Annotated in this window: 17 protein-coding genes; 11 read left to right on the top strand and 6 right to left on the bottom strand. The window is 60.6% G+C overall.

The annotated features are described in order from the left end of the window. Window positions 1-1,005: 1,005 nt before the first annotated feature. Together A37A_RS15795 and A37A_RS0104440 are read right to left on the bottom strand one after the other, a co-directional pair. Window positions 1,006-1,722 (bottom strand): lysophospholipid acyltransferase family protein, encoded by a 717-nt coding sequence (locus A37A_RS15795; protein ID WP_018290323.1) that lies wholly within the window; start codon window positions 1,720-1,722, stop codon window positions 1,006-1,008. After that, window positions 1,719-3,065: a hemolysin family protein gene (locus tag A37A_RS0104440; protein WP_018290322.1), complete on the bottom strand. Its 1,347-nt coding sequence runs from the start codon at window positions 3,063-3,065 to the stop codon at window positions 1,719-1,721. The genes A37A_RS15795 and A37A_RS0104440 overlap by 4 nt, the downstream gene beginning before the upstream one ends. 207 nt (window positions 3,066-3,272) lie before the next feature. Here A37A_RS0104440 and A37A_RS15790 point away from each other — a divergent pair, with 207 nt between their 5' ends. The 6 genes from A37A_RS15790 to A37A_RS0104400 all read left to right on the top strand — a co-directional run bounded on the left by A37A_RS15790 (window position 3,273) and on the right by A37A_RS0104400 (window position 10,023). Next, window positions 3,273-4,547, top strand: a complete 1,275-nt coding sequence (locus A37A_RS15790; protein ID WP_018290321.1) for a folylpolyglutamate synthase/dihydrofolate synthase family protein — start codon at window positions 3,273-3,275, stop codon at window positions 4,545-4,547. After that, entirely contained in the window at window positions 4,534-5,208 is a 675-nt protein-coding gene (locus A37A_RS18145) for an HAD-IA family hydrolase (protein ID WP_018290320.1), read from the top strand. The genes A37A_RS15790 and A37A_RS18145 overlap by 14 nt, the downstream gene beginning before the upstream one ends. 98 nt (window positions 5,209-5,306) lie before the next feature. Then, window positions 5,307-5,978: a succinate dehydrogenase cytochrome b subunit gene (locus tag A37A_RS0104415; protein ID WP_020494009.1), complete on the top strand. Its 672-nt coding sequence runs from the start codon at window positions 5,307-5,309 to the stop codon at window positions 5,976-5,978. A gap of 37 nt (window positions 5,979-6,015) precedes the next feature. Further along, window positions 6,016-7,932 (top strand): fumarate reductase/succinate dehydrogenase flavoprotein subunit, encoded by a 1,917-nt coding sequence (locus A37A_RS0104410; protein WP_020494008.1) that lies wholly within the window; start codon window positions 6,016-6,018, stop codon window positions 7,930-7,932. After that, window positions 7,933-8,703: a succinate dehydrogenase/fumarate reductase iron-sulfur subunit gene (locus A37A_RS0104405; protein ID WP_018290317.1), complete on the top strand. Its 771-nt coding sequence runs from the start codon at window positions 7,933-7,935 to the stop codon at window positions 8,701-8,703. A gap of 249 nt (window positions 8,704-8,952) precedes the next feature. Beyond that, entirely contained in the window at window positions 8,953-10,023 is a 1,071-nt protein-coding gene (locus tag A37A_RS0104400) for a bile acid:sodium symporter family protein (RefSeq protein ID WP_040888248.1), read from the top strand. 50 nt (window positions 10,024-10,073) lie between these two features. On the opposite strand, the gene pstB is transcribed toward A37A_RS0104400, so the two are convergent. The 4 genes from pstB to pstS all read right to left on the bottom strand — a co-directional run bounded on the left by pstB (window position 10,074) and on the right by pstS (window position 13,980). Beyond that, the gene (gene pstB / locus A37A_RS0104395; RefSeq protein ID WP_018290315.1) at window positions 10,074-10,901 is read right to left on the bottom strand and encodes a phosphate ABC transporter ATP-binding protein PstB; all 828 of its coding nucleotides are present in this window, start codon (window positions 10,899-10,901) and stop codon (window positions 10,074-10,076) included. After that, entirely contained in the window at window positions 10,898-11,809 is a 912-nt protein-coding gene (pstA, locus tag A37A_RS0104390) for a phosphate ABC transporter permease PstA (RefSeq protein WP_018290314.1), read from the bottom strand. Before pstA ends, pstB begins: the two co-directional genes overlap by 4 nt. Next, window positions 11,806-12,834 carry a phosphate ABC transporter permease subunit PstC gene (gene pstC / locus A37A_RS15780; RefSeq protein ID WP_020494007.1) on the bottom strand — a complete coding sequence of 343 codons (1,029 nt, stop codon included), beginning with the start codon at window positions 12,832-12,834 and terminating at the stop codon, window positions 11,806-11,808. Before pstC ends, pstA begins: the two co-directional genes overlap by 4 nt. A gap of 114 nt (window positions 12,835-12,948) precedes the next feature. Continuing rightward, the gene (pstS, locus tag A37A_RS0104380) at window positions 12,949-13,980 is read right to left on the bottom strand and encodes a phosphate ABC transporter substrate-binding protein PstS (RefSeq protein WP_018290312.1); all 1,032 of its coding nucleotides are present in this window, start codon (window positions 13,978-13,980) and stop codon (window positions 12,949-12,951) included. A gap of 191 nt (window positions 13,981-14,171) precedes the next feature. Here pstS and A37A_RS0104375 point away from each other — a divergent pair, with 191 nt between their 5' ends. From A37A_RS0104375 to A37A_RS0104355, 5 genes are all read left to right on the top strand, one after another. Continuing rightward, window positions 14,172-14,462, top strand: coding sequence for a hypothetical protein (locus A37A_RS0104375; protein WP_020494005.1), 291 nt, complete (start codon window positions 14,172-14,174; stop codon window positions 14,460-14,462). 27 nt (window positions 14,463-14,489) lie between these two features. Continuing rightward, window positions 14,490-15,374 carry a polyprenyl synthetase family protein gene (locus A37A_RS0104370; protein ID WP_018290310.1) on the top strand — a complete coding sequence of 295 codons (885 nt, stop codon included), beginning with the start codon at window positions 14,490-14,492 and terminating at the stop codon, window positions 15,372-15,374. A gap of 74 nt (window positions 15,375-15,448) precedes the next feature. Next, window positions 15,449-17,512 (top strand): squalene--hopene cyclase, encoded by a 2,064-nt coding sequence (gene shc / locus A37A_RS0104365; protein ID WP_155996475.1) that lies wholly within the window; start codon window positions 15,449-15,451, stop codon window positions 17,510-17,512. Further along, complete coding sequence (locus A37A_RS18140) at window positions 17,509-18,237, top strand: hypothetical protein (RefSeq protein WP_018290308.1); 729 nt, start codon at window positions 17,509-17,511, stop codon at window positions 18,235-18,237. The genes shc and A37A_RS18140 overlap by 4 nt, the downstream gene beginning before the upstream one ends. Then, window positions 18,218-18,544 carry an iron-sulfur cluster assembly accessory protein gene (locus A37A_RS0104355; RefSeq protein WP_020494002.1) on the top strand — a complete coding sequence of 109 codons (327 nt, stop codon included), beginning with the start codon at window positions 18,218-18,220 and terminating at the stop codon, window positions 18,542-18,544. Before A37A_RS18140 ends, A37A_RS0104355 begins: the two co-directional genes overlap by 20 nt. Window positions 18,545-18,803 lie beyond the last annotated feature (259 nt).

Here is an 18,803-nt window from a genome sequence, read left to right as displayed (position 1 = left end):
CCGGCAACTATTGCTCCAGCCGGAAGCACTCGGAGCGGCTACTGGTGGTAACGCCAGCGGTCGAAGCCTCTGGGGGAAAAGGCCCGGGAAGCGGGTCAGCGAGCAAGCAGGCCCTAAGGAAAGTGAACGCTGAACAAAGCCTCGAAAGCGGCAATGCGGACGCCGAGCTCGTGAGAGAGAAAGCGAAGGGCCCGTTGTCTCCCTGGGAAGGAGAGCAATACGTGCACTGGGGAAGAGCCGCCGGGGTATTGGGGGCGAGGGGCATGCGGGCAAAGGACGATGCATCAACACGGGAGGCCCAGCTGGCCGGGAGCTCGGGTTGGCCCCGAGCGGACCGACCGCTGCCCTGCGAGGGGCCGAAGCGGGACCAGGTGGGAGTTGGATAGGTCCATACTACCTGTGAGCTCGGAGAAAGTCCGAGGGAGGGAAGGGGCCTTAGTTCAAGGGAAACGTCGGAAGGAGCGAGAACGGAGAGTGGCGGCACGCCTACAACCTCCCTTGCGGGTTCAGAAGCTCCAGAGGACGTTGCAGGAGAAAGCGAAGGCAAGTTCGACCTCCTCTCCCTCGGGAGCTGTACGTGGAGCTTACCGTGGGCATAATCCTGCGCCAACCTTGTCCGGAAGCCGAATGCGGGAAATCCGCCTGTTCGGTTTGATGAGCGGGGAGTGGAAACGGCCGTTAGGGAGAGATACTCAGGCACTGTCATACCGAAAGGGGCAGCTCCCGCTATGGCTCTCCTACGTCGCACCGCGCCACTCCTCGACTCCACCCAAGCGTTCTCCTATGGCTTTGCGAAATAGACCCGGCTGCTTCGTTGGGACTTGGTTCTTCCTCCTCGCAGTATGTCGTCATACAACTCCGGGGAAAACCTGCGGCCCGCCTCGCACCCAGGTCCCTTCGCCGCGCCTCCGGTACGAACTTTGTGAGAGAATGCAGGCTAGCAAAATTCCGAGTTCCGCGCAACGGGACGTCTTTCGGGAAAGGGCTTTTTTTGAGGACTCCGCTTCAGCCAGTCGCGTCGCGGCGGAGCGCCTCTTCCAGGGCAAGACGACAGGCCGCGAGCTCCGTAGGGGAACCGTCTTTTGGCGGAGCGATGAGGGCGCCGACGTGGATGTGGCATGCGGAAAACGGATGCGGAATCTGAAACCGGTCCCAGCTTCGCATTTCCGACCTTCGGGAGAAACGGCAGGAGATGGGCAGGATGGACCGCTGCAGCAGTTGGGCAATTTGCAACACGCCGTCCTGCAACTGGTATCGAGGTCCGCGCGGCCCGTCGGGAGTCACTACAATATCGCGTCCTTCCCGTCCCAAGCGGAGGATGGTGCGAAAACCGAGACTCCCATGCCGGGAAGAAGAGCCTCGGGCCGCTTCGAATCCGAACTGGGAGAGCAGCCGGGACAGAAGCTCCCCGTCGTTGCTCGCGCTGACGAGCGCCACGAGCCTGCGCTCCGGAAAGTGGCGCGAGTAGAGCGCCGGCATGACCAAGAGCCGATTGTGCCAGAACGCAAAAATCAGAGGTTCTTCGGGAGGGCGGCTCACGATCCGGTGTGGGTCTTCGATGGTGACGCGCAGAGTCTGGGTCAGGCGGCGAACCAGGAAGGCAGCGACAGCTGGAGAGAGGTTCCGACGCAGAGAACGGCGCCGGGAGGCGAGCCAAGCACCCAGACTTTTCGCCCGTAATGGCTTCCAGCGAGCCGTAACCGCTTCGAGGTTCGCTTTCATTCCGATTCGACCGCTGCTTCCGGAAACTCTTCCTTGAGGCGTTCGATCCGAACGCGCCGGAATTTCTGGGGGATCACGTCTTCAGCGATCAGAAGAAAACCGTCGACGTGGAGGGTTTCGAATCGCCTCGGCTGCCGACCCCATTGCGCGAGGCACCATTGCGATACGGTCTGCGTCGTTTCGGTGGGCAGCGGCCAATTGGTTTCGATGGCAAGATCCCGTAAGGGCAAATCCCCGTCGACGGTGGCCGAATCCTGGGTCAATTCATAAATCGGACTCTTTTCGATGTCGAACTCGTCCCGAATGTCGCCCACGAGCTCTTCGAGCACGTCTTCGAAGGTCACCAAGCCAATCATGCGGTTGTCTGGATCCGCCACGACGGCCATATGGGTCCGTGCCTTGCGGAACTCCTCAAGCATCGCGGGAAGGAGTATATTCGGCGAGAATAGAAGAGCGGGCCGGAGAAGGGAGGCCAGGGTCGTCTGTTTCCCCAAGGCGATATACTGCCAAAGAAGTTCTTGCAGAAGAATGATCCCGACGACCTGCTCGGCATTCTCTCCGCAGACGGGGAATCGGCTGTAGCCGGAACTTTGAGCAACGCGGATCGTCTCCTCGATCGGTGCATCACGCCAGAGCACCACCGCCCGCTCACGCGGCACCATGACCTGCTCGGCCCGGGTTCGGCGCAGCCGGAGCGCTTTGACCATGATCTTGTTGATCAGCTCATCGAAAGGATGGGGGTGCGGGGAATGAATGAGGATTTGCTGGAGCTCCTCGGGGCTAAGGGAATGGCCTGCGCTTTCCGGCTGGGGGAGGGCGAAGCCGAGGAGTCGAAGGAGGAAATCGGCCGCATGGTGCAAGATCCAGACGAACGGATAGAAGAGATAGTAGAAGGCAACCAGGGGAGGGCTGAGCAGAAGGACGATCTTCTGGGAGTGCTGCAGCGCAAGAAACTTCGGGGCGAGCTCGCCCAGCGCAATGGAGACGAAGGTGATCAGGCTAAAACCGAGCACGGAGCTTAGCGAGTTGAGGTAAGGACCTTGCGGCAGGCCGCTGGAGCGAAGGAGAGGAATGAGCCAGTCGGCCATGATGGGCTGGCCGGCCCATCCCAGCCCGATGCTGGCCAGAGAGACACCAATCTGGATCGCGGGAAGAAAACGATCCGGCTGACGAACCATCCGCAACGCGAACGGCAACCTCCAGTCAGAGCTCTTCAATAAGAGCTTGAGCTGGGTCACTCTAACCTTGACGATCGCGAATTCGATGGCGACGAAAAACGCGTTGGCTGCCACCAACAGCGGCAGCAGAAGGGCTTTCCATCCCGAATCCGCCACTGTATCCATTCTTTCTCTATCTTTCCGATTGCGGAAGGTCGCGCTACGCTCGAATTCCCTTGGGTTGAAACATCTTTTTCGTTAAATGGCTGCTAGGCGCTCGGCTTTGTCATGAATCTTGCGGTCTCACCCTGCTCTGGTCGTCCGCGAGGCTCGTCAGAGGAGGATGCGTACCGGAAAGCACTTGCCTTTCTCGGGCGGTGTCGCCGATGGGGCATGAAGCTCGGGCTCGAGAACATGGAGCTTCTGGCCCGAGAAGTCGGATCGCCGCAGAACGGCTTGCATTTTCTTCACATCGCAGGCACCAACGGCAAGGGCTCGACTGCTTCCTTCCTGGCTTCTGCCCTTCGCGCCGCCGGTTACCACGTCGGTCTCTATACCTCGCCCCATCTCTGTACCATCCGGGAAAGAATTCAGATCGATGGGGTCCTCACCTCGAAAAAGGAATTTACCCGCTGGATTCGGATGCTTCAAGCGGCAATCCGGAACCGGGAGGAAAAGCAGCCGGGATTCGCCCCTACTTTTTTCGAGGTCCTGACGGCGGCGGCCCTTCTCGCCTTCCGAGAGCGAGGAGTCGATTGGGTCGTTTGGGAGACCGGCTTGGGCGGCAGGCTCGATGCGACCAATATCGTGCGTCCGGAAGCCTGCATCATCACCACGATCGGGCTGGAGCACACCCGTTACCTTGGCTCCTCCCTGGCCGAGATCGCTCGCGAAAAGGCCGGAATCCTCAAGCCGGGTGTGCCGGCGGTCATCGGGGTGGAGCAAGGGGAGGCCCGGGAGGCGATCCGCGAGAGGGCGAGCAAGATCGGAAGTCCGTTGAGGGAGATCGGGGAGATGGTGGGGGAATCCTACTCGGATGGAGAGCCTTGCCAAAGGGCGCGGATCGATGGAGAGCGGTTCGTTCTGGGTCTTTTGGGCAGCCATCAGGTGCGGAATGCGACCTGTGCCTATGCTCTGCTTCGATTGCCCCTATTTTCAGGAAAGCCGCTTCCCCAAAAGGCCATTCGCTGCGGCTTCCGGACCGTTCGCTGGCCGGGGCGCTTTCAGCGATTGCGGAAAGACCCGCTCTGGGTTCTGGACGGGGCTCATAACCCGCAGGCAGCCGAAGCCCTGGTCCAGACCTGGGAAGCATGCTATGGAAAGCGTCCCTATCACCTAGTTTTCTCTGCCCTGTCGGACAAAGATTTCGCCACGATGGCCAGCGTCCACTCGCGGCAGGCCCGTCAAGTCAGCCTGGTCAGACTCTCCACGGAACGTGGGCTCGCTCCCGCTCGCCTGATCGGATGCTTTCCTCACTTGCCGTGCCAAGCTTACGATTCGTGGAGTGAGGCGAGCCAGGCACTGGCGAAGGACCCGGGCCCGATTCTGGTAACCGGTTCTCTTTTCCTGGTCGGCGAGGTGCTGGCCGATGAGGGGAACCTTCTTCCCGAATTTGAATCCAATGAGCTGCTCGAGTCCTCGCACTCCCATTCGAGTGGTTCTTTTTGATCTGGTCGGGACCATACTTGCGCCCGCGGTTCCGGTCGAGGCGACTTATGCGGCCACAGCCCTCCGGCACGGACTCCGAATCGATCCAAAGATCGTTGCGACCCAATTCCGGCAAGCCTTATGGCGCTACCGCTATCGTCCGCAGGCCACAGTCCCATCCGATGGGGACGACCGCTTCTATTGGGGAGAGATCATCCGGGAGAGCTTGGCCCCCGTCTTCGGCTCCGGACTGGGGCCGGAGAGGTGGGAAGCGATGGTCGAAGAACTTTACGAGCAGTATGGGCGGGGCGCCGCCTGGCGGCTCTATCCGGAAACAAGGCGGGTGCTGGCGGATTTGCGGGACCTCGGGCTGCGCCTAGGGGTTCTTTCGAATTGGGATCGGCGGGCGCGGCGGGTGTTGGCCGACCTGGGTCTGATCGAGTTTTTCTCGGCGATCTTTTTGAGCGCCGAGCTGGGTGCAGCCAAGCCCGACCCTCGCCTCTATCGCCTAGTTGCCGAGAGGCTCGGATATCCACCGGGGGCACTTCTCCTGGTCGGCGACGATCCGGAAAACGATGGCACGGCACCGCGGGCCTGCGGTTACGCGATCTGGGTGGTGCGGCGGCCGGAGGGCGACCTGGAAAGGTTGCCGCTCCGGTTGGCGAAAGCTGCGCACGGCTGATCGGGTGCCGCTCTCCGCCCGTCGCGCTGTATGAGATCCCCTTTGCGTTTTCCTCCTTCCTGTGCGATAGCAAACACCCGGTGAGGGAACGGACGAGCGTGTCGACGATCGGCCTGAAGATCCTGATGGGGGTGACCGGCCTCATCCTGGTCGGCTACATCAGCCTGCATATGCTGGGAAACTGGCAGGTCTTTCTCCCTGCGGTCTACATCAATCAGTACTCCTATCTTCTCAAATCGGTTCCGCTCCTTCTTTGGAGCGTTCGCCTTGTCCTCCTCGCCTCCTTTGCCGTCCACGTTGCGTCTGCCGTGCGGCTTGCCCAACTTCGGCGGGCGGCTCGGCCGAAGCGTTACGATCAGATCAAGCCCAACGGAGCGAGCTGGGAGTCGCGTTCGATGCTGCTGACAGGGATCGGTCTCGGCCTGTTCGTGCTCTTTCACCTTTACCATTTCACCTGGCACTTCCCTCCCTTTTCCGCTTTCGATCGTTTTTCCGCTCGCCTTTCGGAAACTTCGCATCCCGTCCCCGACGTCCACCGCATGATGGTCGAAGGGTTAAGGAACCCTTGGGTCGCGGGAGCCTATCTTCTCGGCATGAGTTGCCTCTTCTTTCATATCCGGCATGGGATCGACGGGATATTCAGCTCTTTTGGGCTGGTCAACCGGCGAAGCTTTCCCTGGGAACGGTGGCTCGCTCATGCCCTGGGCTGGGTCTTTTTCCTCGGCTTCTCTGCCATTCCCGTGGCGATCGTGCTAGGGTGGGTCCGGTGACCAGCGGGGAGAAGAACGGGCACGGAGGGCGAGCAAAATGAACGTGCCCGATGCCAGAATCCCGGAAGGACCGCTCCAACACAAGTGGCAGGACTGTCGCGACCGACTGGGCCTGGTATCTCCTGCCAACAAGCGGCGGATGAGACTCATCGTGGTCGGGACAGGGCTGGCAGGAGCTTCAGCGGCTGCTTCCCTGGGAGAACTGGGGTACGCGGTCGACTGCTTCTGCATCCAGGACAGCCCGCGGCGAGCCCATAGCGTGGCTGCCCAAGGCGGGATCAACGCAGCGAAGAACTATCGGAACGATGGCGATTCGATCTATCGCCTCTTTCAGGAAACGATCAAGGGCGGAGACTTTCGCTCCCGTGAGGCGAACGTCTATCGGTTGGCGGAGCTGAGCGCGCGGATCATCGATCAGTGCGTGGCGCAAGGCGTGCCTTTTGCCCGGGAGTATGGCGGGCTCCTCGCGAACCGCTCCTTCGGTGGTGTGCAGGTCTCCCGTACTTTTTACGCGCGAGGGGCGACCGGCCAGCAGCTCCTGCTCGGCGCCTATGGTGCCCTGAATCGGCAGATTGGGTTGGGGCAGGTAAAGATGCATCCGCGCACCGAAATTCTCGATCTGGTCGTGAGTGAGGGCCGCGTCCAGGGAGTGATCGTGCGGGATTTGGTCGGTGGCCGGGTTTCCGCCTGCGCGGCCGACGCAGTCATCCTGGCGACTGGCGGTTACGGCAATGTCTTCTATCTTTCGACGAATGGGCAGCTTTCCAACGCTTCGGCGATTTGGCGTGCTTATAAGCAAGGGGCGGGTTTCGCCAACCCCTGCTTTACCCAAATCCATCCTACGTGCATCCCCCCCTCGGGCGGCTCCCAGTCGAAGCTTACGCTGATGTCGGAGTCGTTGCGAAACGATGCACGCGCCTGGATCCCGAAGAGCAGGAACGATCGTCGTCCTCCAGACCAGATACCAGAAGCCGACCGCGACTATTTCCTCGAGCGCCTCTACCCGAGTTACGGGAACCTCGTTCCTCGGGACATTGCGAGCCGAACCCTCAAGCGGATGTGCGATGAAGGTCGTGGCGTCGGTCCGCATGGGCTGGGCGTCTATCTCGACCTGGGCGATGCGCGGCATCGGCTGGGTATCGCTGCGATCCTCGAGCGATACGGCAACCTCCTCGACATGTATCACCAGGTAACCGGAGAAGACCCGATCCAGCAGCCGATGCGGATCTATCCCGCGATCCATTATGTGATGGGTGGGCTCTGGGTCGATTACCACCTCATGTCGACCGTCCCGGGGCTCTTTGTGCTGGGCGAGGCCAACTTTTCGGATCATGGAGCGAACCGTCTGGGGGCAAGCGCGTTGATGCAGGGCTTGGCGGACGGGTATTTCATCGTGCCGTACACAATCGGCGATTTCCTTTCGCGGAAGAAGACAGGGTGTCTGCCCTTGGAGGCAGCTCCTTTTCAAGACGGAGTACGGAATGCGGAGGCACGGCTTGCGAAGCTGCTCGCTTTGCGGGGATCGAAGACTCCCGTCGAATACCATAAGGAGCTTGGCGCATTGCTCTGGGAACATTGCGGCATGGCTCGAAATGCCCAGGGGCTCCGGTCGGGGATCGAAAAAATTCGGGAACTTCGGGAATCTTTCTGGAAGAATACGCAGGTAGTTGGTCGGGGCGAAGGTTACAATCCATCGCTGGAACGGGCCGGGCGCGTCGCCGATTTTTTGGAGCTCGGCGAGCTCCTTTGCCTGGACGCACTTTCGCGAGAAGAATCCTGTGGCTGCCATTTCCGGGAAGAGCATCAGACGGAGGAAGGGGAGTGCTTGCGAGATGATGCCCGCTTCGCCCATGTTGCTGTCTGGTTCTTTCGCGGGGAGGGGGAGCCTCCGACGCGGGCGGTCGAGCCTCTCCGGTTCGAGAATCTGCAGCCGGTCGCCAGGAGTTACAAGTAGGTGAGGATCACCTTGCGGCTTTGGAGGCAGTCCTCTTCGAAGGACCGGGGAGGGTTTGTCGAGTACGTTCGGGAGAAAGTTCGTCCTGACCAATCCTTTTTGGAAATGCTCGACGAGCTCAATGGGGATCTGGAGCGGAAAGGGGAAGATCCGATCGCCTTCGAGCATGATTGCCGGGAGGGGATCTGCGGAAGCTGCTCCCTTGTGATCAACGGGCGGCCGCATGGACCCGGAGCAGGGACGACAACCTGTCAGCTCTATATGAGGAGCTTTCCGGAGGGAGAGCGAATTACCGTGGAGCCATTTCGCAGCAGGGCATTTCCCTTGATCAAAGATCTGGTGGTCGATCGGAGTGCGTTCGACCGGATTCTGCAATCCGGAGGCTACATTTCCGTTGGGACCGGGCAGGCCCCGGAAGCCAACACGATGCCCGTGCCTCATTCGGTGGCAGAGGACGCCTTTGACGCCGCACACTGTATTGGCTGCGGTGCCTGCGCGGCGGTTTGCATCAATAGCTCCGCCGTTCTCTTTGTCGGCGCCAAAGTGAGCCATTTGGGACTTCTTCCTCAAGGGAAGGTAGAGCAGGATGTCCGGGTGCTGCGGATGGTGCGCGCGATGGATCGGGAAGGTTTCGGCGCATGCAGCTTCACGCGGGCTTGCGAGGCGATCTGTCCGAAAAACATTTCGGTCGAGGTGATCTCTGCTCTGAACCGGGCGTACTGCTCTGCCCGGACGAAGGAGTTCCTGGGTTGGACAAGACCGGTTGGGTAAGTGTCCCCCCGGCGCTCCGTTCCTTCCGGCGTCGAGGAAGACGCTGGCCGCCATTTCTCACAAGCTTTCCCCTGCGGCTTGCACAATGGGCTTGTCTGCTTCGTTGGGCTTGGTTTTCCATCCTTGCAGTATGTCGTCATACAGCTCCGGTGGAAAACCGGCGCCTCGCCTCGCATCCAAGCCCATTTGCGGCGCCTCGGCTACGAAATTTGTGAGAAATGGCGGCTAGGCAGAAAAGAAAGGAACGTCATGGAGGAGGAGACGGGGCGCATCGCCCTCGAGCGTTTGGGCAGGCTTCTGGACTGGCTCCATCGCCACTTTTTCTGGGCGCTGATCGCCGCCCATGGGTTGGCCGCTCTCGCTCCGGACTTCGGGCAGCGGATCCGGCGACTCACCTTTGGCTCGGTTCCGATCTTCGGGGAATCCTTCTCGATTTCTCTGCCCGTCCTGCTCCTTTTTCTCCTGCTCTGGAACAGCGGATTCGGCGTGCCGGGAGGCAGACTGAGGGAGCTCTTTCGCAATTTTCGCGCCCTGCTCCCCGGCCTCCTGGTCAATTTTCTGATCCCTCTTTTCTTTCTGGCCGTTCTGCGAGCGGCCCTGTTGCCGTGGCACAATCAGGAGGAAGTGGAAAACCTTGTGATGGGGCTCGGGATCGTTGTAGCCATGCCCATCGCGGGGGCTTCGGCGGCTTGGTGCCAGAATGCCGGCGGAGACATGGCCCTCTCCTTGGGACTGGTGCTGAGCTCCACGGTGCTGAGCCCTTTTGCGGGCTCACTTGCCCTTCACGCCGTGGCGCCGATGGTGGCAGGAGACTATGCGGAAGACCTGCGTGAGATGGCGGGACGCGGAATGGGGATATTTCTCCTCCTCTGCGTGGTTCTGCCCTCCTTGCTTGGGATTCTGGTCCGGCATCGCGCGGGAGAAACCTTCTTTGCCCGCGTCCGTCCCGCCCTGCGCCCGGCCAATGAGTTGATTCTCCTCTGGCTGATTTACATGAATGCCGCCGTGGCGCTCCCTTATGCGTTCCGTAATTTCGACGCGGATTTTCTCGCGATGCTCTTGGTGACTTCCGGCATTCTCTGTCTGCTCCGCTTCCAATGCGGAGCCTGGCTGGGACGTCTTCTGCGAGCTTCTGTGCCGGAGAGGACCGCACTCCTCTATGGCCTTGGAATGAACAATAACGGCAGCGGATTAGTCTTGGCCGCCGCCGCCGTTCCTGACCACCCGCTGGCGATTCTGCCGATCGTGTTCTACACCCTCCTCCAGCAGATTACCGCGGCATGGTATTACAGCTACTGGATTCCGCGCCGGAACGTCTGAGGGCGCCTCTTCGAAGCGCGCCTCGGATACCACTTTGTGAGACATGCGGGCTAGCTAAAGCGGCCGGTCAGATAGTCTTCGGTCTGCTTCTGGCTGGGATTGGTGAACATCTTCTTGGTCGATCCGAATTCAATCAGCCTGCCTTCCAGGAAAAAAGCGGTGAAATCCGCCGTCCGCCCGGCTTCTTGCAAGTTGTGGGTTACCAGCACGATGGAATAGCGCTGCCCCAAATCCCGGATGAGCGATTCGATCTGCGCCGTCGCGATGGGATCGAGCGCCGAGCATGGCTCATCCATGAGCAGGACTTCAGGGCGGATGGCCAAGGCCCTGGCGATGCAGAGCCGCTGCTGCTGGCCACCGGATAGCGCGGTGCCCGGCGCATGAAGCCGGTCCTTGACCTCGCTCCAAAGAGCCGACATTCGGAGCGCTTCTTCGAGCCGTTCTTCGAGGAGCCCGCGGTTTCGTATGCCCGCGAGCCTGAGGCCGATCAGGACATTTTCCTGGATGCTCATGGTGGGAAATGGGTTCGATTTCTGAAACACCATGCCTACACGGCGGCGAAGGAGGATCGGGTCGACCCTTGACTCATAGATGTCTTCCCCAAAGAGGCGAATTCGTCCTTGCACGTCTACTCCCGGAGTAAACTCATGCATCCGGTTGAGGACTCGCAAGAAGGTACTCTTGCCGCACCCGCTGGGTCCGATGATTCCCGTCACCTGGCGGACCGGAATGTTGAGGGAAATGCCATGGAGGACGGCCCGATTGCCGTACCAGACGTGCAAGTCTTCGATCTGAAAGGCGGCCGAGCGCTTCTGCGGATCCGCTCCCTCGGCGGAGGCGGGAACCGCTCCCTTGGCATTGGACGTGCTCTCGCTCATGGGGACTTTTGCCTAGTCAACGCTCGGACCACGATACTCATGCAAAACACCAGAGCGAGCAGAACCAGCGCCCCGGCCCAGGCTTGCCTGTGCCAATCCGGATAGGGGGCAATCGCGTAGACAAAGATTTGCAGGGGAAGCGCGGCGATCGGCTCCTGCAAGTGAGCGGCCCAGACGCGGTTTCCGAAGGCGGTGAAGAGGAGAGGAGCCGTTTCGCCCGCCACACGAGCGGCAGCCAGCAGAATGCCGGTGAGGACCCCTCGTGCGGCGGTCGCCAGCATGATGTGAAGAATGACCTGGCTGCGGCGGAGGCCCAACGCGAGTCCCGCTTCGCGGTAGACGGAGGGGACCAGTCGGATGACATCTTCGGTGGTTCGCAAGATCAGGGGGATCATAATAAAGGAGAGAGCCAGCCCGCCGGCGAGGCCGGAGAAAGTCTTCATTCGGAGGACTACCCAGGAGTAGACCACGATACCCCAGATAATCGAGGGCACACCGTTGAGGACATCCGCGATGAACCGGATGAACAGGCGAAGGCGGGGATCGCCGTATTCGCAGACACAGATTCCGCCAAGCACGCCAATCGGGGTCCCGACCAGTGTCGCAACGGCGACCAGAATACAGCTTCCGACAATCGCATTCGCCATTCCGCCGCCGGTCTCGCCTACCGGCTTCGGCAGCTGCGTGAGAAAGTCCCAAGTCAGAGCAGAGCTTCCGGAAGAAAGAAGGAAAACGAAGACAAAAAGAAGCGGGCTAATGACGACGATTGCGGAGAGGACGGAAAGGATCTGGAAAAACCGATCGACGACTTTCCGAATCCGGAAGCGGCGGGAAGCCGCCCGATCCTCGTTCGCCGCTTCTCTTCGGGACTCGGGCTTCGGATCGGAGGAGTTCGATAGCGGGCTCACCGGTGCATCTCCATCGGCTGGGTCGGCAGCGGCCGGGGCGCAAAGAACAAGGGTACGTTATGGATCAGCAGGCGGGCGAGGAAGTTGATGACGAAGGTCACGACGACGAGGGTTAGGCCGATTTCAAAGAGGGCGGACAGATGCTCTTCGGAAGTCGCCTCCGCAAATTCATTCACCAAGACGCTCGCCAGCGTATATCCGGGGGCGAAAAGCGAAAGCAGGATGTCCGGGCGGTTCCCGATCACCATGGTGACCGCCATCGTCTCTCCCAAGGCTCGGCCCAGGCCAAGAACCCCGGCGCCCACAAGGGCGCTCCGGGCATAGGGGAGCACGCCGACGCACATGACTTCCCAACGAGTGGCGCCCAAGGCCCACACCGCTTCTCGCAGCGTCGGTGGCACCGATCGGAGGATTTCGATAGCCAGGGAGGTGACGATAGGGGTGATCATCATCGCGATGACCAGAGCGCCGGCCAAAAGGCTCACTCCGTAGATCGGCCCTTGAAAAAAGGGGAGCCAGCCGAAGACCCTCTGTAGGAAAGGGAACCCGGTCTGCCGCAGCCACGGCACCATTTCGAACATGGCCCAGAGTCCCCAGACGACGCTCGGGACGGCGGACATGAGGTCGACGAGTGTCAGGACGGGGCGGCGAAGCCAGATGGGCGCGAATTCCGTCAAAGAGAGGGCGGTCGCGACCGACAACGGGAAGGCTAGAAGCAAGGCGATGGCGGAGGAGACAAGGGTGCCGTACAAGAAAGGGAGAGCTCCGAATCGACCGGTAACCGGGTCCCAGTGGGAGCTGACGAGAAACCCCGCGCCGTAACGGCCGATCGCTTTCTCCGCTCCTCGATAGAGCTCCCATCCGACCAGCGCGGCGAGAGCCAAGACGGAGATCCCCGCTGCCGTGACCAAGATCCCAAACCCCCGATCCAGGATTCGACCAATCCCGACGGAGCGAGTTAGAGACCGCGTTCTGGCCGAGGGTCGAAGGGCGTCCGAAGACGGGTCACGTCGGAACGGGTTCATCGCCTTTCTCCTTCCCATCCAGACGGAGGGGCGGAGTCCAATCTATCAACGGCGTCGCAACAGGATCTGCCTTCCCTCATTCGACTTTGTGAGACATGCAGGCTCGTCTTGTACTTATCGAATTTCCGGCAAGCTTGCCAGTACCCGTTCCCGGAGGCGAGGGGGGAGAGGAGCATAATCGAGCGAGGAGGCCAGCGCCTGGCCGTCGGTGAGACACCAGCGCACAAAAGCAAGGAGCTTTTCTGCCTTTTGGCGGTCCGGCGGCTTTTCGTAGAGCAGCAGCCAGGTTAATCCAGCAATCGGGTAGGCCCCGGGGCCGCTGGCGTCGGCAATCGAGATGCGGAAGTCATCTCGTTCGAGCGGGCTGGATGCCATGGCCTGGGTCATCGATTCGGGCGAGGGGAGGACGTAATTTCCCGCTCGGTTTTTCACGGCAGCGTAGGGAAGCGGATTTTGAACGGCGAACGCGAGCTCCAGATAGCCGATGGCTCCTGGAAGAGAGCGGATCTGGCCCGCCACTCCCTCGTTCCCCTTGGCCCCGATCCCGGTCGGCCAGCGGACCGCCGTACCTCGCCCGGCGATCCGGGCCCATTCCGAACTCACCTTTGCGAGGTAGTCTGTGAAGATGTAGGTGGTGCCGCTTCCGTCCGAGCGGTGGACGACGACCAGAGGCAATGAGGGCAGTTGGATGTTAGGATTGATTTGCGCAAGCCGCGAGTCGTTCCAATTGTCAATTCGACCCAAGAAGATGTCGGCGATGGTCTCCGGCCCAAGGTGGAGTGGGGGAGAACCGGGAAGGTTGTAGGCGAGCGCATCCGCGCCCGCAACCATGGGGATGTGGAGGATCTTTTCGGGCGCGGTCTTGAGAATGGCCTGGCGCACGGGGCTGTCCGAGGCTCCGAAATCGACGGTCTGGTGGAGTAGCTGCTGCTGTCCGCCCCCCGATCCGATCGCCTGGTAATTGAAGCGGACCGTAGGGTCGAGCCTCTCGTAGGTTGCGAACCATCGCGCATAGAGCGGGAAGGGGAAGGAGGCGCCCGCACCGTTGATGAGAGGCTTCGATTCGCGCCCCCAGGGGGCCGACGAGAGCCACAGGAGGGCCAAGACTAAGAGAAAGAACAGGCTCCAAGGACCGGGAATCTTCATGCCGAGGAAAGATTGCCATGCAATGGACATCTACGAGTAACTCAATTTGGCGGTGATTCGGAAGGCTTTTGTCCTCTTTTCGCTGGCAGCATCTCTCTGCTCTCCGGGAACGAGTAGCTCTTTTGGGCGATTGACCCAGGATGACCGCTTGTGAGACAAGAGGAGCCGGCGCTCCCGACCCTCTAGGAAAAGTGGAGATAGAGAAGCAGGTTCTCGTGGTGGTCGAAGCCGATCCGGAGCACAGCCCTCGGGCAGCAGAGGGACTCCGGGTCGCGGCGGGTTTGTCGATGCATCCGGAACTTCGCGTCACGGTCGTTCTTGGGCGGGAGACGGCCCGCGCGATGCGGGAGAAGTGGTTTCGGCGTGTCGAAGGGGAAGTGTGGGACCGAGCGCTTGCCGAGCTTGTCGAAAATCAGGTCTCCTTGCTCGAAGCGGAACCCATTGGAGTTGTGTGGGATGGGGTGATTCGTTTCGCGGATTAGGGAGGAAAACCAGAGGAGGGAAGGAGATTGAGCACGGATCTAGCCGCCTATCTGGCGGAGCGGAGGGAAGGGATAGATGAGGCGTTGCGGCACTACTTGCCTCCGGTCACCAAGAAGCCTCGAACCCTTCATGAGGCGATGAGCCACAGCCTCTTTGCCGGGGGAAAGCGTTTGCGGCCCATCCTCTGCTTGGCGGCGTGCGAAGCGGTGGGGGGAGACTACTCTCCGGCGCTACCGCTCGCCTGTGCCGTGGAGTGCATTCACACCTATTCGCTCATCCATGACGACCTTCCCGCCATGGACAATGACGACTGGAGAAGAGGGAAGCCGACTCTTCATAAGATCTACGGAGAGGCGATTGCCATTTTGGCAGGGGACGCGCTTCTGGCGGAGGCTTTCGAAATCGCCTGCCGATACCGCGGGGGAAGATACGGGCCGGGGATCGTGATCGGCGAGCTGGCCCGCGCTTCTGGCAGTCGGGCGTTGGTAGCCGGTCAGATTGCGGATTTGGAGGCGGAGGGCAAAGAGATTTCGGTCCGACAGCTTCGGTCCATCCACTTGCGGAAAACGGGCGCCCTCATCACCTCTGCTCTCCGCTTGGGAGCCATGGCGGGCGAGGCCAGCCGCGAATCGCTGCGCGCGGTCACCCAGTTTGGACGATCGCTCGGGTTGGCCTTTCAAGTAATCGACGACATTCTGGATGTGACGCAGACCACGGAAAGGTTGGGAAAGAGCGCAGGGAAGGATCGGACAGCAGAGAAAGCCACCTATCCCCGGCTGCTTGGGCTCGAGGGAGCTCAGCTTGCGGCTCGACGATACACGTCCCGCGCCCATCAAGCGCTTTCTTCCCTCGGAAATAAGGGTGCCATCCTTGGCGAGTTGGCCCGTCATCTCCTGTCGAGGGAAAACTGATTAGGGCAAACGGGATAAGGGATCTGTTTTGGGTTGACGAAGACAGGATTCGCGCGCTATCAGCCGAAATTCCCATGAGATCCGGTAAATTATTTTCTCAACCTGTGGAAAGAGGAGCCAAGACGAAACCCGTCATGGTGATCGAGGAGGCATTGGATCATGCGTTAGCGGTCGGACTGGCGATTGCACGATCGCAAAACTATCTTCTATCGACCCAAAAACCGGATGGGCACTGGGTCGGCGAACTCTTCGCCGACGTAACCCTGGCTTGCGACCGGATCCTGTTGATGCACTGGCTCGGCAAGGTCAACTATCGCAAGCAGGCCCGATTCATGAAGCATATCCTGGATCGACAGTTGCCAGATGGGGGTTGGAACATTTTTCCGGGCGGTCCCAGCGAACTCAACGCCACCATCAAGGGTTATGCCGCGCTCAAGCTCGCCGGCTTTACCCAGCAAGACCCGCTGATGGAGAAGGCTCGGTCCACGATCCTGCGGCTAGGCGGAATTCCCAAGTCGATGACTTACACGAAGCTGGGATTGGCTCTTCTCGGGGTCTACCCCTGGCACCAGCTTCCGGTGATCCCGTTGGAGATTGTGCTCTTTCCGGCTTGGTTTCCGTTTCATCTCTACAAGATGTCGGCATGGTCCCGCACGATGCTCGTTCCTCTGGCGATCATCCATCACTTCAAACCAACCCGGCACCTTCCTGCACACCTCCAGCTCCACGAACTCTTTCCTGCCGGCACGGAACAGGAAGGCATTTCCTGGAAATGGTCGACCACGCTCTTCTCTAAGAGGAACGTGTTCCTGGTTTGTGACAAGCTGCTCCAGCTTTGGGACCGTTCTTCCTGGAAGCCGCTTCGCACGCGCGCATTGAAAAAGGCGGAGGAGTGGATGGTTGAACGGATCGGCCAGGGATCGGACGGACTCGGAGCCATCTTTCCCGCGATGCACTACGCGATCGTCGCGCTCAGGACCTTGGGTTATCCGGAGGAGAGCCCGCTCTTTCAGAAGGCGCTTCGCGACTTCGATGGCCTTGAGGTGGACGAAGGCGAGGATCGCGACCTTCGGGTGCAGCCTTGCGTTTCGCCCGTCTGGGACACCGCCGTTGCGTGCGTAGCCCTGGGACGGAGCGGATTGCCCTCTGGTCAATCCGATCTCCGAAAGGCTGCTGCCTGGTTGATGGAGCGGGAAATTCGGGTGAGGGGCGATTGGCACGTGAACAATCCTCATCCGGAATGCAGCGGCTGGGCTTTTGAGTATAACAACATCTACTATCCAGATATCGACGATTCCCTGATGGTCCTCCTCGCCTTGTTAGGCATGAAAACGGATGACGAGGCGAAAAAGCAAGAAATGATCGAGCGCGCTTTCCGCTGGGTGCTCAGCTTTCAGTGCCGGAACGGCGGTTGGGCGGCCTTTGACAAGGATGTCAACAGTTCCTGGCTCGAAGACGTACCTTTCGCGGACCACAATGCGATTCTCGATCCTCCCTGCTCGGACATCACGGCCAGGGCGCTTGAGCTGGCGGGCAGGATGGGAATCAAACGAAGTGAGCCATTTGTTCAGCGCGGGATCCGCTTTCTGAAGAAGAGCCAGGGTGCCGACGGTTCGTGGTTCGGACGATGGGGAGTCAATTACATTTACGGCACCTGGCAGGCGCTTCGTGGGCTGCGGGCGATCGAGGAAGACATGAATCAGCAGTGGACCCTGCGGGCTCGGGACTGGCTGGAATCTTGCCAAAATGAGGACGGTGGTTGGGGAGAAACGCCGGCTTCCTACGAAAATCCCGATCTCAAGGGCAAGGGGCCGAGCACGGCGTCGCAAACTGCCTGGGCGATCATGGGAATCCTCGCGTGTGGAGAAGTCGATCGCCCCAGCTTGCGTCGAGGAGTGGCCTATCTGGTGAGGAAGCAGGATCCGGGTGGCTCATGGCGGGAGGAGTTTATTACGGGAACGGGCTTCCCGGGCGTGTTCTATCTGAAATATGACATGTATCGGAATGCCTGGCCTCTTTTAGCTCTTTCCGACTATGCCAAAGCGCTCTCCGTGGCCAAGGAGCAGACCGAGGCTTGGGTTCGTGCAACTCTTGCCGTAGCGATTTGCTCTCGTTCCCGCGCCGGTGGAATCGGATGATCGGAATCGCATTCGCCGTCAAGCACGAAGCCAAAGAATTCCTCGCCGCGCTCGAGAAGAAGCGGTGGGAAAAAGCAGCCGCTGCTTCGCTCTGCACTGGCAAACTCGGGGATAAGGAGGTGGCGGTCGCCATCATCGGCATGGGTCGGGAGAGGGCGGCGAGGGGAACCGAGCAGTTCTTGCGGCAGTTTCCCGTCCGCGTGCTCGTCCTTGCCGGATATGCGGGGGCGCTTCGGCCCGAGATCCAGCGGGGAGAAATTGCCGTAGCCTCCAACTATCTGGATGCGGGATCGGCTCTCTGGGTTTCCGGGGGGAAAGTGCCCGAATTGCGCATCGCGACGGCCTCTGCCGTCGTGGGGAATCCAGAGGGCAGGCGGCAGCTGGCGAAAGCCACTGGCGCGGATCTCGTCGATATGGAGACGGAGGCTGTGGCGAGCATCGCCCGATCGCGAGGAGTCCCTTTCCTCAGTCTTCGAGTGGTGACCGACGATTTCGAAGACCGGCTTCCGGTCGATGCGATTGGTGCGGCCTGGGAGAGCGAAGGAGGAAGCATTCGCCCCATCCAGTTGACGCTTCATCTCGCGACGCATCCCGCGGAGATCGGACCGCTTCTGCGGTTTGTCCGATTTCTTCCTCAGGCCCGGCATCGATTGACACAAAGGCTTCTCGAGCTAGTCTACAACTTAGGAGAGAGTGGAGGAACGAGTGCAAACCAGGCTGATTGAGATCACCCCGAAAGCTCGGGAAGAGATTATTCGGTTGGCGCCGGTTCCTGGAGCGGCCCAATTGCGGATTGCCGTCACGCGGGGCGGCTGCGCCGGGTGGGAATACCGGATCGAATTTGCGGCGGCCCAACCGGACGATATCGAGTGGCAGGATGGTGAGGTTCGGATGGCCGTGGAGCGCGCGAGTACGGCGAGGCTGGAAGGAGCGGTCCTCGATTACGAGGGAGGGCTTTCTGGGGCGGGCTTCCGCTTTCGGAATCCTCATGCGAGGGGAACCTGCGGCTGCGGGACTTCCTTCGAAGCATAGTCGGTCAGGGAGCGAGAAGCAGCGGGATGCGTCAATTCTCTTCTCTCCTGCCCTCTAGACTGCCTGTCTCCCAAGCGTTCTCCCGCGGCTTGCGAAATGGACCGGTCTGGTTCGTTGGGAGTGGGTTTTTCCCCTTGCAGGATGTCGTCATAGAACTCCGGGGCAAAACCTGTGCCCCGCCTTCTTGCATCCAAGCCCATTCGCCGCGCCTCGGGTACGAACTTTGTGAGCCATGCGGGCCAAGGCCCGGCGTGCGGAA

This window comes from Verrucomicrobium sp. 3C (assembly GCF_000379365.1).
GTDB lineage: Bacteria > Verrucomicrobiota > Verrucomicrobiia > Methylacidiphilales > Methylacidiphilaceae > Methylacidimicrobium.
The sequence above is the reverse complement of the archived record's forward strand: the minus strand, read 5'-3'. Positions and strand labels throughout refer to the sequence as shown.

Excerpts from the sequence above, each read along its gene's own strand:
- A37A_RS15795 (WP_018290323.1), bottom strand. The coding sequence starts at position 1,722 with ATGAAAGCGAACCTCGAAGCGGTTACGGCTCGCTGGAAGCCATTACGG.
- A37A_RS0104440 (WP_018290322.1), bottom strand. The coding sequence starts at position 3,065 with ATGGATACAGTGGCGGATTCGGGATGGAAAGCCCTTCTGCTGCCGCTG.
- A37A_RS15790 (WP_018290321.1), top strand. The coding sequence starts at position 3,273 with ATGAAGCTCGGGCTCGAGAACATGGAGCTTCTGGCCCGAGAAGTCGGA.
- A37A_RS0104410 (WP_020494008.1), top strand. The coding sequence starts at position 6,016 with ATGAACGTGCCCGATGCCAGAATCCCGGAAGGACCGCTCCAACACAAG.
- A37A_RS0104400 (WP_040888248.1), top strand. The coding sequence starts at position 8,953 with ATGGAGGAGGAGACGGGGCGCATCGCCCTCGAGCGTTTGGGCAGGCTT.
- pstB (WP_018290315.1), bottom strand. The coding sequence starts at position 10,901 with ATGAGCGAGAGCACGTCCAATGCCAAGGGAGCGGTTCCCGCCTCCGCC.
- pstC (WP_020494007.1), bottom strand. The coding sequence starts at position 12,834 with ATGAACCCGTTCCGACGTGACCCGTCTTCGGACGCCCTTCGACCCTCG.
- pstS (WP_018290312.1), bottom strand. The coding sequence starts at position 13,980 with ATGAAGATTCCCGGTCCTTGGAGCCTGTTCTTTCTCTTAGTCTTGGCC.
- shc (WP_155996475.1), top strand. The coding sequence starts at position 15,449 with ATGAGATCCGGTAAATTATTTTCTCAACCTGTGGAAAGAGGAGCCAAG.
- A37A_RS18140 (WP_018290308.1), top strand. The coding sequence starts at position 17,509 with ATGATCGGAATCGCATTCGCCGTCAAGCACGAAGCCAAAGAATTCCTC.